The organism is Anaerovorax odorimutans, from assembly GCF_024459955.1.
Classification (GTDB): domain Bacteria; phylum Bacillota; class Clostridia; order Peptostreptococcales; family Anaerovoracaceae; genus Hominibacterium; species Hominibacterium odorimutans_A.
On record NZ_JANFXK010000002.1, the window covers coordinates 146747 to 162932 of the forward strand.

General features: G+C 47.8%; 14 protein-coding genes. 1 reads left to right on the forward strand and 13 read right to left on the reverse strand.

Annotation, left to right across the window (positions count from 1 at the left end):
- The first annotated feature begins 435 nt into the window (after positions 1-435).
- Entirely contained in the window at positions 436-999 is a 564-nt protein-coding gene (locus NE619_RS02890; protein WP_256130859.1) for a hypothetical protein, read from the forward strand.
- On the opposite strand, the gene NE619_RS02895 is transcribed toward NE619_RS02890, so the two are convergent.
- The 13 genes from NE619_RS02895 to NE619_RS02955 all read right to left on the reverse strand — a co-directional run bounded on the left by NE619_RS02895 (position 994) and on the right by NE619_RS02955 (position 16158).
- Complete coding sequence (locus tag NE619_RS02895; protein WP_256130860.1) at positions 994-2382, reverse strand: sigma-54 interaction domain-containing protein; 1389 nt, start codon at positions 2380-2382, stop codon at positions 994-996. The two genes, NE619_RS02890 and NE619_RS02895, sit on opposite strands and share 6 nt — an antisense overlap.
- A gap of 67 nt (positions 2383-2449) precedes the next feature.
- Positions 2450-3175 carry a hypothetical protein gene (locus NE619_RS02900; RefSeq protein WP_256130861.1) on the reverse strand — a complete coding sequence of 242 codons (726 nt, stop codon included), beginning with the start codon at positions 3173-3175 and terminating at the stop codon, positions 2450-2452.
- Positions 3176-3198: 23 nt separating this feature from the next.
- Positions 3199-4290: an alanine/ornithine racemase family PLP-dependent enzyme gene (locus NE619_RS02905; protein WP_256130862.1), complete on the reverse strand. Its 1092-nt coding sequence runs from the start codon at positions 4288-4290 to the stop codon at positions 3199-3201.
- Between the two features lie 2 nt (positions 4291-4292).
- A complete protein-coding gene (locus NE619_RS02910) occupies positions 4293-6104 on the reverse strand; it encodes an AMP-dependent synthetase/ligase (protein WP_256130863.1) in 1812 nt (603 codons plus the stop codon).
- A gap of 1 nt (position 6105) precedes the next feature.
- A complete protein-coding gene (locus tag NE619_RS02915) occupies positions 6106-7848 on the reverse strand; it encodes an AMP-dependent synthetase/ligase (protein WP_256130864.1) in 1743 nt (580 codons plus the stop codon).
- A gap of 156 nt (positions 7849-8004) precedes the next feature.
- A complete protein-coding gene (locus NE619_RS02920; RefSeq protein WP_256130865.1) occupies positions 8005-8214 on the reverse strand; it encodes a cold-shock protein in 210 nt (69 codons plus the stop codon).
- Positions 8215-8560: 346 nt separating this feature from the next.
- Positions 8561-9826, reverse strand: coding sequence for a pre-peptidase C-terminal domain-containing protein (locus NE619_RS02925; protein ID WP_256130866.1), 1266 nt, complete (start codon positions 9824-9826; stop codon positions 8561-8563).
- A gap of 312 nt (positions 9827-10138) precedes the next feature.
- On the reverse strand, positions 10139-10543 hold the full coding sequence (locus tag NE619_RS02930; protein ID WP_256130867.1) for a C-GCAxxG-C-C family protein: 405 nt from the start codon (positions 10541-10543) through the stop codon (positions 10139-10141).
- Between the two features lie 69 nt (positions 10544-10612).
- Positions 10613-11170 carry a DUF2238 domain-containing protein gene (locus tag NE619_RS02935; protein ID WP_256130868.1) on the reverse strand — a complete coding sequence of 186 codons (558 nt, stop codon included), beginning with the start codon at positions 11168-11170 and terminating at the stop codon, positions 10613-10615.
- Positions 11171-12955, reverse strand: coding sequence for an ABC transporter ATP-binding protein (locus tag NE619_RS02940; protein WP_256130869.1), 1785 nt, complete (start codon positions 12953-12955; stop codon positions 11171-11173). It abuts the gene before it with no gap.
- 84 nt (positions 12956-13039) lie between these two features.
- The gene (locus tag NE619_RS02945; RefSeq protein WP_256130870.1) at positions 13040-14419 is read right to left on the reverse strand and encodes an NAD(P)/FAD-dependent oxidoreductase; all 1380 of its coding nucleotides are present in this window, start codon (positions 14417-14419) and stop codon (positions 13040-13042) included.
- A gap of 182 nt (positions 14420-14601) precedes the next feature.
- Positions 14602-15825: a L,D-transpeptidase family protein gene (locus NE619_RS02950; protein WP_256130871.1), complete on the reverse strand. Its 1224-nt coding sequence runs from the start codon at positions 15823-15825 to the stop codon at positions 14602-14604.
- An 84-nt stretch (positions 15826-15909) separates the two neighbouring features.
- Positions 15910-16158: a DUF1292 domain-containing protein gene (locus NE619_RS02955; protein ID WP_256130872.1), complete on the reverse strand. Its 249-nt coding sequence runs from the start codon at positions 16156-16158 to the stop codon at positions 15910-15912.
- Positions 16159-16186: the final 28 nt, after the last annotated feature.

A 16186-nucleotide genomic window follows, 5' to 3' on the forward strand; every position in this document is an offset into this window, starting at 1 on the left:
CCTATATAAAGCAATACTCATGCCAATGCAGCACACTTACCTCTACCGACCCCGCAGCCCTCCAAAATTCAGCCTTGAATAGTTTTTAAGTTTTTTGAATATTTTAATTTCATTAAGGTTCCCGCCCATTTTTTTGCGTCAATCACGCCCATTTTTTTGCACCTTTTGTCATTTGTTCGCTGCTGTTCTGTCTATTTTACCAGAATATCCTCATTCTTCTCTTAATGCTCTCTTATTAAGCTCTTATATTATCATTCCATTTTACTGAAGGTTTTATAACTTGCGAGCGCAGTCGAGCAAGTTTCACGGGAAGAAGGCCTGGCGCTTTTTGCTTTGTAATTGGACTTGAGCGGACGAAATATGTGGGTTTGCGGGCTTTACAAGTTTATTTTGGAAAAATTTCCACGTAGAATTGACCGGCAAGGGTAAGAAACGTTGAAAAAAGGTCCGCTTTTACCTCTTTTTTTGTATGAAAGATCCGGAAATAATTTAACACGTTATCATACAAAAGCACGCAAAGGTTTATTTCTGGCAGGCTACGATCCGGAGGCCCGGCCGCAACAGGGAGAAAAGGGAACGGGTTTAGGTCTGCGACCAAGGTGCTTTTTTATGGACAATGGTCGCAGGATTTGTCAGGGAAAGCAGCATTTGGTCGCAAACCCGCTACCGTTCTGTTCTCAGCTGCAGTTAGCTGATCGCAAGCCTGCGGCCCCCGAAGCACCCGGACCCGGCAGCACAAATTTTCAATTCCAACGGCTGCAAGCGCCGTCAAGCCCGCAACTCTACGTAATCGGACAGCAGTTTGAGGAAACGGTCACCCAACCAAACCCGCAACTTTACGCAGCCCGGCCGCAGCAGGCAGAAAAGGTTACCTCAGCGCCTGGCCCGCAAGCCCGCCTGAAAAGAAAAAAGGAGCGCAGGAAGGATTTCTCCCATGCGCTCAGGGTTCCGGCCGGCCGCGGCACCGCCAAAGGGGCAGCTGCCGTTTCGTGCCTATAATTCATATTTCTTTAATTTATGCTGCAGGGTCTGTCTTTTGATGCCCAGTTTTTCAGCAGTTCTGGAAATGTTTCCGTTGCTGGCTGCCAGGCTGCTTTTTATAATGGCTCTTTCCATCCGCTGCAGATACTGATCCATGCTCTCTTTTTCCGGTTCAAAGTCCGTATTGGCAGACGCTTCATGATAGGCTTCCTGGATCTGGATCTGTTTTTCCGTCAGCACGTGCTCTTTGTCTGCCAGAGATACGGCAGACATAATAATGTTTTCCAGTTCGCGGATATTTCCCGGATAGCTGTGGTTTTTCAGTTTTTCCAAAGCGCCATCCGAAGCCATCCAGACCTCTTTGCCGTACCTTTTATTATGTTTTTCTAAAAAACTGTCCACCAGCAGAGGCAGGTCATCAAGCCGCTCCCGCAATGGCGGAATGGTTATATTGACAATATTGAGCCGATAATATAAATCCTTTCGCAGGGCGCCGCTCTCAATGAGCGATTGGGGCGATTCATTGACCGTGGCAATGATCCGCACGTCAATGGGGATGTCCTTATTGCCTCCCACCCGCCGGATATAATCCTCCTGCAGGACCCGCAGCAATTTGCTTTGAAGGTCATAAGGCATAGCGCTGATTTCATCCAAAAGCAGGGTCCCCCCACTGGCCTGCTCAAAGAGGCCGGCCCTGTCCACCGCCCCCGTGAAACCGCCCCGCTCCGTTCCGAAGAGAATGCCTTCCAGAAGGCTTTCCGGAAGGGCTGCACAGTTCTGGGCCAGAAAGGGCTGGTCGCTTCGTTCTCCTGCAAAGTGAATGCTCTGGGCAAATAATTCTTTCCCCGTCCCCGTCTCCCCATAAATAAATACGGATGCATCGGTTTTTGCCGCTTTTTTCGCCTTTTCCACCACCTCTTTGAAAGCCTTGTTTTCACCGATCAGGTTTTGGAAGCTGTAGTGTTTGATCCTGGGTTTATCAGGCCTTCTGGGGTTAATGCTCTCCTTTTGCAGCTTGAGAATGGTATCGCTCATACTCTTTATTTCGGTAATGTCCTTGCCGATCTCAATGGCTGCGATGACCTGTCCCTCCACTTCCACCGGGATCGTCGAATTGATGGCTGTGATTTCCTTGCCGTACTTGTTGCGGTATGTCTGGTGCTGATTGATCGTAGCTCTGTTTTCTGTCAGCGCTCTGTAAAGAGAGCTTTCCTCCGGAGGGATATGGGCAAAAGCTTCCTGAAAAGGTTTTCCCAGCACGTCTTGCCGGTTGGTCTTCTCCAGGCTCGCCATAGCTTCATTATAAATAATACTTTTCCCCCTCGCATCTACCACATGGACGCCTTCATCCACAATGCCGCTCAGTTCCTGCAGGATTTTCTGATAATCTTTTGCTTTCATACCGCACCTCCTGCCTTTAGTATAGCACAAAAAGAAATGGGTGCAAATAAATTTGCACCCTCTGTTTCTAAGTTTCAATCTGTAATTTACTGGTTTCTTGTGACGGCGGAAAGCCTGCTCCGGCTACCGGTTTACCATCATATTCCTTCCAGGTGTGCCAAAAGCATATCATCATACGAATCTGTGCCACAAACAGTATGATTGTGCTTATTATTGCCGCAGCCACGACAATGGCCCCCATTATATCCGATAACACAATGACTCCAATGGCAATTACGCAAAGCACCACACTGATTACCGTAGTCCATATGTACATAAGCCAAATGCTGCGGCACCTCTCAGCCAGCGCCGGATCATTCTGCCCCATCGCGACGTCACGGCAGCCGTAAATCAGCTCATAGGTGCAGATATAAGTCATCACCAGTGCGGCTATCAGAAACGCTGCTGCCAAAAGCAGGCAAATAAGGCCCGCAAGCCATCCACTGTCTTCTCCCTCTACAGCGGCATCCGACCAAAACCAGCTCCAGCCGGCAAGCAGCCCCGCTGCGATTGTCAGGGCAAAAAGTACAATCGTCACGACGGTATATTTTTTGGCCCTTGCAAATCGTTCATTGGTATAGGCGACTTTAAAAATTCCCACGATTAACACAATCGCAGCCACAAGTTCCAATGGCAGTACAAAAAATCCCGCGTCCTCATCAAAGGACGATACCACGGATTCAACAGCCGAAAAAATTATTCCCAAAGCCATGCCGATAGTTACCAGCTTCAGTCCCTTCAAATTATAATACACACGCATCCCCCCAGCAAATCCTTTTATATGTACACGACATCTACATTCTGGGAGTTGGTCGCATAAACGATGGTCGCGTAACAAAGGTCGAATTCTACGATATCTCCCACTCTATAATCGTGCTTGCAGCTATCCACATCCAAGATCGTGTGATCGCTGGATGCTCCCAGCACTTTGATTTCCTTATCCCGCGGCATCAGCATATCGGAAAAAGCGAAATCCACTTTGCCCAGGCCGATGATCGCTCTTTTGTGCGTCCCTTTATCCTCAAAGGTCGGGCGGTTTCCAAAAGCATCGAACTCGATCTGTCCCACCGGGTAGCTGGGCTTTTCTTTTGCCTCGATCACTTCCGCCTGCAAAGTAAAGACATCCTGATACATTTCGCTCATATCAAATCCCCACAGGTCCTGCAGGTCTTTGGCGAGAATAATGCCCTCACCGATTCGCAGAAGATTGACTCTGCGGGGCATGTTGCCTTCCAGCACCCTTGGATAGGAAGTGGTTGCTCCGCCGGATACGAATTCCAGCTCTCTTCCGATCTTCTCTTCAATCATTTCTGCGCACTCCACTAATTCGTTGAGCTTTTCCGGTGTCGCAGCTATGGCGCCATAGCATCCCAAATTTGTTCCTACTCCGGCCAGCTCCAGATTATAGAGCTCGTTTTCCACTCCCAGCGCTGCCTGCAGCAGATCTTCCCTGTCCCAGAAGCCTTCTCTCAAATCGCCCAGATCCACCATCAGAATGACCTTATGCTTTTTATCCTGCAGTCCTGCCTGATGGTTCAGAGCTTCCAGAACCTTCATCTCGCTGTTGAGGCTGATTTCCGTCAGGCGTACCACGTCAGCCGCCTCGCTGAGCATCGGTATACGGATCATCATAAAATCCGCCTGAACGCCAAACTGCCTCGCTTCCTCAATCTGTTCCAGCCTGGAAGAAGCAATATAACGGCAGCCTGCAAGAGCAAACTGGTTAGCACACTCAGGAAGGCCGGTACAGCCCTTGACCACACCTGCCACTTCGATACCCTGATCCTGGCACTTGATTAGAACATGATCGATATTATGTCTGAGTTTTTTCAGGTCTACAACTAATTTAGGATACTTGTTTTTGTTCATTTTCACCTTTCCTCTCTGTTTGAATCTGCATAACGAATAATTTTTTTCGCCGTATTTTTTTCAAAATCTTCTTCGCGAATGATGATTTTTTTGATCTTCTTGAAAAACGGTGTCATATCGTTGATCTTATCCACTTCCTGCCACAAGACCCGCTGAGCCTCGTCCAGATCATAATTCTTGCCCAGTTTTTCTTTGATCTCCTCTTCATCCAGTTTGATGGAAGCCACGATCGTCGTGTCCTGCCCATCGTCACTGTCCTGCCCAAAGACAAAGGACTCCTCCACAAATGGAATATTGCTCAGATAGTATTCCAGCTCTTCCGGATAAACGTTTTTTCCGTTTTTCGTAATGATGACATTCTTTTTGCGGCCGGTGATATAGGCGTAACCCTCATCATCAAGATATCCCAGATCTCCGGTGTGGAACCAGCCGTCTCTTACAACATCCGCAGTCGCCTCGGGCATATTGTAATAACCCAGCATGATATTGGGTCCCTTTATACACAGTTCGCCGATACCCTCTTCATTGGGAGAATCGATTCTCATCTCACACCCCGGAAAAGGTACGCCAATGGAAGTAGCCTTTGGCGCCGTATCGGGATTCAGGGCTCCCAAAGGCGCGCATTCCGTAAGGCCGTAGCCCTGCAGCGCCTGAATTCCAAAGTCCTGGATACCTTCCAGAATCTCCGGATTGATGGCTGCGCCCCCGCAGATCATCAGGCGCATCCTGCCGCCGAATACGGCCCGAATTTCCTTGAGGAACAGGTTCCCCAGATCCAGCCCGATCTTCTTGGTTTTACGGTTAAGCCGCAAAACCTTTTTCAGCATTTTTTCCTTGCCCTGCTTGCGGACATTTTTCCAGATTTTTTTATACATACTCTCGAAGATCAGCGGCACGCCCAAAAACATAGTCGGCTTCACCTCGGCGAGGTTTTTCGTAATGTATTTCAGCCCTTCGCAGTAGGCGATGGCCGCGCCTTTATAAATAGGCATCAAAAATCCGCAGGTACACTCATACGTGTGGTGGAGCGGCAGCACGGAAAAGAAGATATCCCAGTCGTTTACCTTCAGAACGGTGGGTGAAACCATCAGGTTTGATGCCAGGTTCCAGTGGGAAAGCATCACGCCTTTGGAAACGCCAGTGGTTCCTGAAGTAAAAAGAATTACGGACAGTTCATCCTTATTGATCTGAGCATCCAGAAAGCTCCGATCCCCTTCTGCCATCAGCCGCAGCCCTTCTTTCACCAGAGGTCTCCATGCCCACACCTGTCCGTCGTCTTCGTCCGCGTCCATATTGACCAGCATCTTGAGAACCGTACCACCGCTTGCCTTCATATCCTCAAAGGTTTTCTGAAAACGGCCCGAGAAAATAACGCAACTCACCTCTGCCTGGATAACCAGCTGTTTCAGCTCCAGGGGATTGAGTTCTTTATCCAAAGGGACTACGATGCCAGTGCCGCACAGAGCCGCAAGATAGGAGATCGCCCACTGACAGCAGTTATCACCGATAACACCGATCCGCTTGCCCTTCATTCCTGCCTCAATGAGAGCCGTCCCCAGCCCATTAACCATATCGAGCATTTCTTCATAGCTGACGGTTTTGTATGGCCCGCCCTTTTCCATTTTCTGATAAAAAGCCGTGTGATCGCCATACAGCTGAGCGCTGCTCTCGATCATATGCTTTATATCGGTGATGGGGCGGCTTTCTTTGTATTTTACCGCCGGGCTGGTACTGTTATTTATCTGCGCCACAATTTCTTCCGCCGCCTGCATATCCACGGCTCTCATAGCGCTGTATTCTTCTTTGCTAAGCATATCAGTCCTCCTGTGGGTCATCGTTTTGCGGCTGGCTATGGCGTTTAATCTTACGGGTGGTGGTTTTTTCAAACTCCTCCTGCCGGATTCTAAAGCGTTTTACCCGTTTGTAGAGCGGCATTTCCTCGTTGGTTTCGTCGACAACCGTCTTCATAAAGTCTTTCAGACCTTCTTCGCTCATTTCGCCCAGGTCCTCGTTGATTGCCGTAAAGTCGGGATAGATATCCGCACGCACCACCGCATCGCCGGTTCGCTCATCTGTCGTTCCATAAACCATTACTTCTTCTATGTATTTGCTTTTCAGCAAATAATATTCCACTTCTTCCGGGAAAATGTTCTTTCCGTTTTTGGTAACGATTACATTTTTCTTCCTGCCGCAGACATAGAGGAAACCATCCTCGTCAAAGCGTCCGTAATCTCCGGTATACAGCCATCCGTCTCTAAGCACCTGCGCGGTGGCCTCCGGGTCGTTATAATACCCGATCATGACAGACGGGCCTCTGCATATGATCTCGCCTACGCCGTCCCGGTCCGGATCAATAATCCTGACTTCGGTTCCCGGCATGGGTTTTCCAACGGAATCAGCTTTGCTGTATCTATCTCTGTTGACAGCAATAATTGGCGCGTTCTCGGTCATTCCATATCCCTGGATCATAGGAACGCCCATCGCTTCATAGTCCCGAATGACTTCCGGGTTAATGGCCGCGCCGCCAGCGATGAACAGACTCATATGATTTCCCGTGCTCTGATGCAGCTGTCCGAATATCCTGCGGATCATTTTCTGATTATTATATAGTTTCGTCTTTTTGGAAAGGCGAACCATTTTTTTCATAATCTCAGCTTTACCCGAACTCTCCGCCTGTTTCCAGATTTTCTTGTGCATCGTCTCGAAAATCAGGGGAACGCCCAGCATAACGGTGGCTTCCGACTCCTTCATATTCTTTTGTATATGCTTGAGTCCTTCGCAGATAGCCACACACATCCCCTGGTACATTCCGGTGAAAATGTGGCAGGTCATTTCATAGGAATGGTGCATTGGCAGGACTGAGAGTCCCATTCCTGGCGACTCGATTTTTACATATTTGGACATATTGTACACGTTGGCCGATATGTTTTTATGAGAAAGCATGACACCTTTGGCAAGGCCGGTAGTCCCCGAGGTGAACAGAAGCGAACACATGGCTTCCCTGTCAATCGGCGCATCAGTAAAGCGCTTGTCTCCCTGTTCGATGAGAGCCTGTCCCTCTTCAATCAGCCGGTCAAAGGAAAGTACGCCCTCTTCATGGGTTTCCGCTTCCATGCAGATCCGAAATTGCACGCCTTCTACCTGGGAAAGCGCGATCCGCACCGTATTCTCCAGTTTTTTGGAATGGATGATAGCGCTGACCTCCGCCCGCCTCAGCAGATGGACGATCTCCTGCGGAGGAAGCTCTCTGTCCAATGGAACAACAATTCCGGTTCCGTTGACCGTGCCCAAATAAGAGACAATCCATTTATAGCTGTTCTCCCCGATCACGGCTATTTTCTTACCCTTTAATCCCAAGTCGATCAGTCTGGTGCCCAACGCATCCACGTCTTTTTTTACCTGAAAATATGGAATAGGGCGGTATTCCCCTCCCGGCACGTCTTTGACAAGATAGGCATTTTGCTCGGCAAAAAGCTCTGCGCTGGTGTTGAGCATATCTTTTAAATCGTTTATATACCTGAATTGGTAAAATGTATCTTTATATTTTCTGCTGTTCAAGTGGACAAAACCCCCTTCTTGATTTCCCGTGTGATTACTTAACGCCTGATAGTATATTGTATCATTTTACCGGGACTTGCGCAATTGGCAAAGAAAAAAGCTGTCTCTGCTTTTGAGAGACAGCTCCGGTTCGATCACTTTGTTCTACATACTATGTTATGCTAAACGAACATTGGCAGCTCTTGTCTTGCCGCGTTTAACGTCATCTTCAATGTCAAAAGTAACCTTCTGGCCTTCCTTGAGCGTCTTGAATCCATCAGCAACGATAGCTGAGAAATGTACGAACAAATCTTCGCCACCATCATCATTAGTGATAAATCCAAATCCCTTGTCATCATTAAACCATTTTACTGTACCTGTATACATTCTTCGGTACCTCCTGTTTCTTAATTATACTTCATAGATCCAAGTATAAAAAAATGCGATTTTCAAAGTATCCCAGGCAGGAACTTTTAAAAACCACATTGCTTATAACCGTTCTCCATTCAATACAAGCTTAGTATAGCATGAATTTGTCAGATTTGTCAAACAAAAATCGTTCTGATTCTGTTCTTTCTGATAAGGTTTTAGGCCAATCAGCCGGTTTGCCAAAACTCCCGGATAAATTCAAAAGAAAAGGAGCCCGCCGCCCCGGGCTTTTATTCCCCGATGCGGCAGCTCCTCGCTCGTTCTTTCACATACCTTTATGCACGCGTGTCAAACTATAGCCTGCTTATTTCCAGGACAGGGAGTACCATCCGGAAGAAGTCTTGGTGCCTCTGTAAACTTTGATGTAATAAGTGCCCTTGGCAAGCTTTCCATATGGCGTAATGGTCAGTTTTTTACCGTTGTAAGGAAATTTAGATGCTTTGCCCACTTTCTTACCGTTTTTCTTGTAGATAGCGACTTTCAGCGTATTATTGGTAGCGCCCTTCATCGTCAAGGTAAATTTTTTCTTGCCGCTGAGCTTGAACTTGTACCAGTCCGCCTGGCTGCTGCCTGCTATGATCGTTCCCTTTTTGGTCTTTTTCTTCTTAATCGTCACGGCTTTGGATTTCTTTTTGCCGGATTTTTCGGTGATTTTTTTGTTGGTTACATAAAACTGGTATCCACCGTAATAGTTGCTGCCGGCAGCAACCTTTACATAATAGGTCGTACCCTTTTTCACTCCGTATGTAGGCGTCCATCCTGCATTGGTAGCGTTAGAAAGCGCCTTTTTCTTGCTGTTGCATAAGGTTATTTTGTTATAGCTTTCCGAACAGTCTACTGACAAATAACCCGTCTGAGTTGCCTTGAATTTAAAGTAATTCGTCTGAGCGTCTTTTTGCCCCACCGCAATAGTTGAACCACTTGTAATAGTACGATCAACACCTGAAATAAAACCGGCTGACATATTCACCCCTACGACAAACGGCTGCGGTGAAGTTGCAAAATCCGTTGAATAGGCACCGATATAATAGGTTCCCGCAGCTGGAACTTTAAATACAATACCAGCGGATCCCCCCTGGTTTATAGTTCCATAATAATTTCCACTTGCGATTTGGTTCGCCATGCTTGATTCTTTGAATAATCCAAACCGTACACTTTTACTGCTTTCTGGATAATTATAGGCTGCTAGGATAAGCGTCCCCTTTGATGGTAAGTATACAGCTTGGCTAAATCCGTATTTACCATTACCAAGTGAATCCCCCTCACCATATGCAACTGCTGTAACCGGAGCATTTTCGTTTCCAGTGACTAGAGTTGCCACGGAAATCCTTCCTGAAGCCTTTGTTTTTGCTAGTTTTGACTGTGCTTTAACACTATTAGTTTGTACATTAATCTTTTTTTCAAGGTCGAATCCCTTTTTAAGCGACTTCATTTCCTGTTTGTTCTGAGAAGCCTTCACCTCATCTTTAGCTCCGCTGTCGCCCGTATCCGCAAACGCCACTCCGGCCGAAGTGAAAACTAGTGTTGCTATCAGAAGCGCTGACAGCAATTTGCTCATTCCTTTTTTCATATTGCTCTCCTTTTTGAATACTTTTGTGTCGATTCACGTCCGGTTATTATTATACCTTATTTTCACTATTTTTCCATTGTTTTTTCACAAATTCACCATATTTTTTTGTAAGTTCAGATTCGCTGAATTTGTTGGTTACAGCCACGCTCAGCTCTCTTGAAACCTTTTTGTATGTTCTCTAAGCTTATTGCATAATTATTTATTTAGCAGGAAATGCTTTAACTTCCACACTTCCGCACCGCCGCAAACAAAAAACTGCTCCCTGAAATCCACGAGTTCCATGGTTTCCGGGGAGCAGCCCCAATACTCTGGTTATTTTACCAGGACTTCTTCCACAATCCTGGCCGCGTCTTCGACGCAGCCGTCGCAGCTGCGCAGGACGTTTCCGCCATTGATGCCCTTCAGTTCGGCACAAATAACAGACTTATTCTTTTCCTCAAATTTTTTAATCATTTCTTTCATTGCTTTATAGCATTGTTTTTTCGTAGCTGGCTTGTCCAGATTTCCGTCGCTCAGCTTCATTCCGGTGAGGACAGCCATGGCGCTTACCGCCCCGCAGGTTCCCATCGTTCCCATGCCAAAGCCAAAGGCTTCCGACATTTTAAAGGCTTCCTTTTCATCGACACCCATCAGGTCGCAGTATGCGCATACGACTGCCTGTGCGCAATTGTACCCTTTCCTGTGATTTTCCACCGCTTTCGTCACTCTCTCAGACATATTTTTTCCTCCTCTTTCTATGTTGATAGCTTATTAAGACAGCTCTGCCCAAAGGCGGCGCTGCCGTCCTCAAATATCTTTCTTTTTCTGCCGTATCAGCCAGAAAAAATATCCGGCCGTATATGTCACTGCTCCCAAGGCGCCGGAAACAATGTCTCCCATCGTATTGAGGTTGTTCCCCTGCATGTTTGTATGAATCAGCTGGTCTGCTGAAAACTCATAAATTTCCCAAATAGCGGCACAGGCACAGGAAAAGAAGAGCGCAAACAGAATCTGAACCAGCAGCAGGCCCCTTTCGTGGTAACGCCTCAGTATATATCTCATGATCAGGCGGCCGCCTTCCGCAGCCAAAAGACCGCTGAGATAGTGGACAACCCGGTCATAGCCGTCAATACTGCGGTACAGATCCAATACCGATCCGAATGCCGCAGCCAGCAGATCAAAACACAGCGCCAGTATGAAAAAATGCCACGGCGCTTTATACAGCACTGCCGCCACTAATATCGATGAAACATAGGCGCCGACTATATTAATTACCGGCGGATCGATCCCTGTGCTTTCGGCAATAATGACGCAGACTGTAATCAGCGCCCATAATCCTATGACGCTGTAAATTCGTTTCCTCATTTAGTTTCCCACCGTTTCCTCGTTGGTCGTATACATGTTGTAAAGCCTGCTGTACAGGCCACCTTTCTTCATCAGCTCTTCGTGGCTGCCCCGTTCCTGAATACCATCCTCTGTCAATACCAGAATCGTTGACGCATTGCGGATCGTAGTCAGGCGGTGGGCGATAGTCAGGGTCGTTCTGCCCTTGGCCAGTTTTTCAAGGGACTGCTGGATAATCAGTTCACTTTCGTTATCCAGAGCAGAAGTGGCCTCGTCCAAAATGAGGATCGGCGGATTTTTCAGAAATACCCGCGCAATGCTGATTCTCTGCTTCTGCCCGCCTGACAGCTTGACGCCCCTCTCGCCGACAAAAGTGTCGTAACCATCTGTCAGCTGCATGATGAACTCGTGGGCCCCTGCCAGTTTGGCGGCTTCAATGATTTCTTCCCGGCTGGCTCCCGGCTTTCCGTATTCGATATTATCATAAACCGTTCCTGAAAACAAATAAACTTCCTGCTGAACCATGCCAATCTGGGATCGAAGGGAGTGGGCTGTCACGCTGCGGATATCGGTTCCGTCGATCAATATACGGCCCTCTGTGACGTCGTAAAATCGTGGGATCAGGTTACACAACGTCGTTTTACCCGCGCCCGACGGCCCCACCAGAGCCACGTTTTCTCCCGCATGGATATTCAGGTCAATGTGGGCCAGAACGTTTTCATCACTGTCCGCATAATGGAAGCTGGCGCTTTCAAATGTGATATTTCCCTTTACCGCCTGCAGCTCCGTCGCATCCGGCGAATCCTTTATTTCCACCTCTTCATCCATAACTTCGATGAACCGCTCGATTCCAGTCATTCCCCGCTGGAACTGCTCGGTAAATTCCACGATCCGGCGCACAGAAGCCAAAAGCATTACCACGTACAGCAGATAGGCCATCAGATCCGGCGGCGTGATGATTCCCTTCATCATAAACAGCGATCCGGCAACCACGACAGCAATGTACATAACCCCGTCGAAAAGCCTGGTGGTACTCTGAAAGCCGGCCATATACCGATACGCTTCCTTTTTCACGTTGAGAAAACCTTCATTGCCTTCTTTGAATTTTTCGCCCTCAATATCTTCATTGGCAAAGGATTTAACTACCCGCACGCCCAGCAGACTGTCCTCCACCTGGGCATTGATCTCTCCCAGCTGGTTTCTGGACTTTTTGAAAGCAGTCCTCATTTTATTATTGAACTTCATGGCAAAAAAGATCATCACCGGGATAATGGCGAAAATGATCAGGGTAAGCCAGACATTGACCGAGCTGAGGATACAGAAGGAAACAATAATCTTCACCGCCGCGATATAGTATTCTTCCGGACAGTGATGGGCAAATTCCGTTACATCGAAAAGGTCGCTGGTGATCCTTGCCATCAGCTGGCCGATTTTTGTATTGCTGTAAAAGGAATAGGAAAGCTCCTGCAAATGATCGAAAAGATCTTTTCTCATGTCCGTCTCGATTTTCGCGCCCATCACATGTCCGATATTGGCCATGTAATAATTGGCGATGAGGTCGATAACCCGCAGGCCCAGATAAACGGCGCCCACCGACAGGATCAGGCGCACCGAAAGACTGGCCGCGTTGTTCATCCCCATATCGGTGAGATAGCGGACGATCATCGGCAGGACTAAATCGCAGATTGTCGTCAGCGTCGCACAGAAGAGGTCCAGAATCAGGACCCATTTATACTTTTTAAAATATGGAAGAAACCTCTTAATGAGATAAGAGGTTTTCTTCGTATTGATGTTATTTTCTTTCATATTCGAATTCCTTAATAGTTACCTGTTTTGCACCCTATCCGCTGTTCGGAAAGCAAAATTGCCGCAGGCAGCGTTTTAAAGGCATCAGCTGTATTTTTCCGCCAGAATCCGTCCCACATGGACGCCGCTGGCCGAAGCCTGCGACAGGGAATGGGTCACACCTGAACCATCTCCCAGAGCGTACATGCCTTTTACGACGGTTTCCAGATTTTCGTCTACTTCCACTTTTGAATTGTAGAACTTTACTTCTACCCCGTACAGCAGAGTATCCTCGTTGGCAGTTCCGGGGGCAATTTTATCCAGCGCATAGATCATCTCAATGATATTATCCAGTTGCCGCTTTGGGATCACCAGGCTCAAATCTCCCGGCGTGGCCTGCAGCGTTGGTCGGGTAAAGCACTTTTCCATTCTGCGGGCGCTGCTCCTGCGGCCTTTAATCAGATCGCCGAATCTCTGCAGCAGTACGCCGCCGCCCAGCATATTGGACAGTCTGGCGATGGATTCGCCGTACTCGTTGCTGTCCTTGAACGGCTCCGTAAACTTGTTGGACACCAGAAGCGCAAAGTTGGTGTTCTCTGTCCTCAGGGCCGGGTCCGCATAGCTGTGGCCGTTTACTGTAACGATTCCGTTGGTATTCTCGGCAACCACTTCTCCGTAAGGGTTCATACAGAAGGTACGCACCAGATCATTATATTTATCGGTCTTGTATACGATCTTACTTTCGTACACGTCGTCTGTGATATGTTTGAACACTTCCGCCGGAAGCTCAACCCGCACTCCGATATCCACACGGTTGCGCTTTTGGCCGATCGCCATTTTATCGCAAATGCTGGAGATCCATTTGGAACCGGAACGGCCGGTGGCCAGTACCAGATCCTCACAGGCCATAACATCTCCTTTATCCGTGGTGATCTCAAAGGTACCGTCCTCTTTCTTCACCACATCCTTAATGGTTGTATAGAACATGGTATCTACTTTACTGCTGCAGTAATCAAAGACTCTGCCCAGAATTTTCACATTGCGGTCGGTTCCCAGATGGCGCACCTTTGCCTCTAAAAGGTGAAGATTGTTTCTCAGCGCCGTTGTTTTCAGCTCAGAGCTGGCGGTGGAATAAAGCTTGGCATCCGCGCCGCCCATGCTGCACAGAACATCGTCCACATATTCCATCAGCTCCAGCGCTTCCTCCGTACCCACGTAGTTATGTAAGTCTCCTCCAAATTGGGTGGTAATGTTATATTTCCCGTCGGAAAGGGTTCCTGCTCCCCCGTATCCATTCATAATATGGCAGGGAGTACACTTCAGGCATGACTTGGCTCCCTTTTTGATCGGGCACTGGCGCTTTTCCAGCGGCGCGCCCTTGTCGATCATAAGTACCCTGGCTTTATTATTTCTCTTTGTAAGCTCATAGGATAAAAATACACCGCTGGCTCCCGCGCCAACAATGATTATGTCATAGTTTTTCATTTCATTCCCTCCAGAAATGGCTTTCTCTTTTTCTCAATTCTTATATTCTATGCCGTTTTGTCCCTTTTGTAAAGTAGGCAAATTCCTGCGGCGCCCTGCCCTGATTCACAAAGATGTAACCGCAGCAAGCCGCAAAAATCCCGGAATCAGCTTCCGGGATTTTTCTTTATTAAGGATCCGAACTATTTTTTCTTCTTTTTGATGTTCGGGTCGGTCGGGTCGTAATGCTGTCCTGATTTGATCTTCTTAACAGTCGGTTTGTCAAAAGGACCTGCGGACTTTCCGTCGTAAATGACTACCTTCGTCTTTTTGTTTCTGGCAATGTCGTAGATGATTTTCGCATTTGCCGTCTGCAGACGAATGCATCCATGAGATGCGGCCTTGCCCAGGTTATTGTAGGCAGCCGAGCTCAGTGTACGGTTGTTCTTCTGATTGAAGTTTACCGAATGGAACAGGTATCCTCCTGTGATTCTGGAGCAATACTGGCCGTAGCAGTATCCGCCCATCGTCGGGCCTCCCAGCTTTGCCCAGCGGTAAGTTCTTCCCTTGGACAGATAATAGGTTCCCTTTACGGTAGGAGTCTTGGACTTGCCTACGGAGCAGGCCATGGCCTTCACCGGAATCGTATATCCCCGCTTACCGTCCTTCGCGTACAGCGTCACACAGTTTTTCTTGCGGTTTACCTTAATCGTAATATCTTTTTTCTTCCATTTGTTTCCGAACTTGGCGATCAGGTCCTGGCACAGTCTGCCCTTGCTGTCAAAATAGTATTTGTATTTTCCAACGTATTTCCAGCCTGTAAGCGCCGTGCCTTTTTTGAAGTAATAGCGCTTGCCCTTTACTCTCTTCCAGGCCGTTCCTTTGTAAACCTTGCCGCTCTTTTGGAAATAGTAGATCTTACCGTCATTCATTTTTTTGACAGTATTTTTATACTTTGTCTGCTTAACGCCGCTCTTGTAATAGTAGCTGCCGCTGACTCCGGAGTAAACCTTTCCTGCCTTGTAGAGCTTGTTGTTCTTTGTTCCGGAGAAGGGCTTTCCGTTTACATACAAAAGCTTGTTGTATGTGCCATTGGCCAGTGAACCGCTGACATAGTATTTGCCGCCGTAGTTACCGGTATAGAGCACGCCTTTGGTGCCGTTTCCAAAGTTGTATAATTTGCCACCAATATCCTGCAGACCCTGCAGTAAAACACCATTCCTAACGTAGGTGCCATCGGCCTGCCAGCCGTCTTGCTTTGGCGCTTCCTGCGGCGCCTGGGTTTCACTCGTAGCCTCCGTGGTCGTTTCTTCCGTTGGCGCAGCCTCTTGCGCATAAGCCTGGCTGCCCGCAAACATCCACATACCCAGCAGCACCGCCAGAGCGGCCAAACCTACAATTAACCCCCGAGATCTCGTTGATTGCATTTTGTCTCTCCTTTTACATAAATACGGGGACCGCTGAAAAAACCGTCCCCCTTGTTCGCCGTATTCCGCCTGTCCGTCGTTTGCCTATTCTTCGAGCATCAGCTCGTCAAATACTGCTACTGCCTTTTCGAATTCAGCATCATCCACAATGTCGATCAGCTCGAACTCGTCTTCGCCGGTTTCCTTATATCCATAGATATACACGTCATCGGAATCGTCCTGTGGAATCAGGGCAATGTACTCCTTGTTTTCCGCTTCGAAAACTCCCAGGATCTCACATTCCAATTCTGTACCATCATCATATTCCAATGTGATGAAATCTGCATCTGACATATTTGTTTCCTCCAAAAAATTCTCTAAA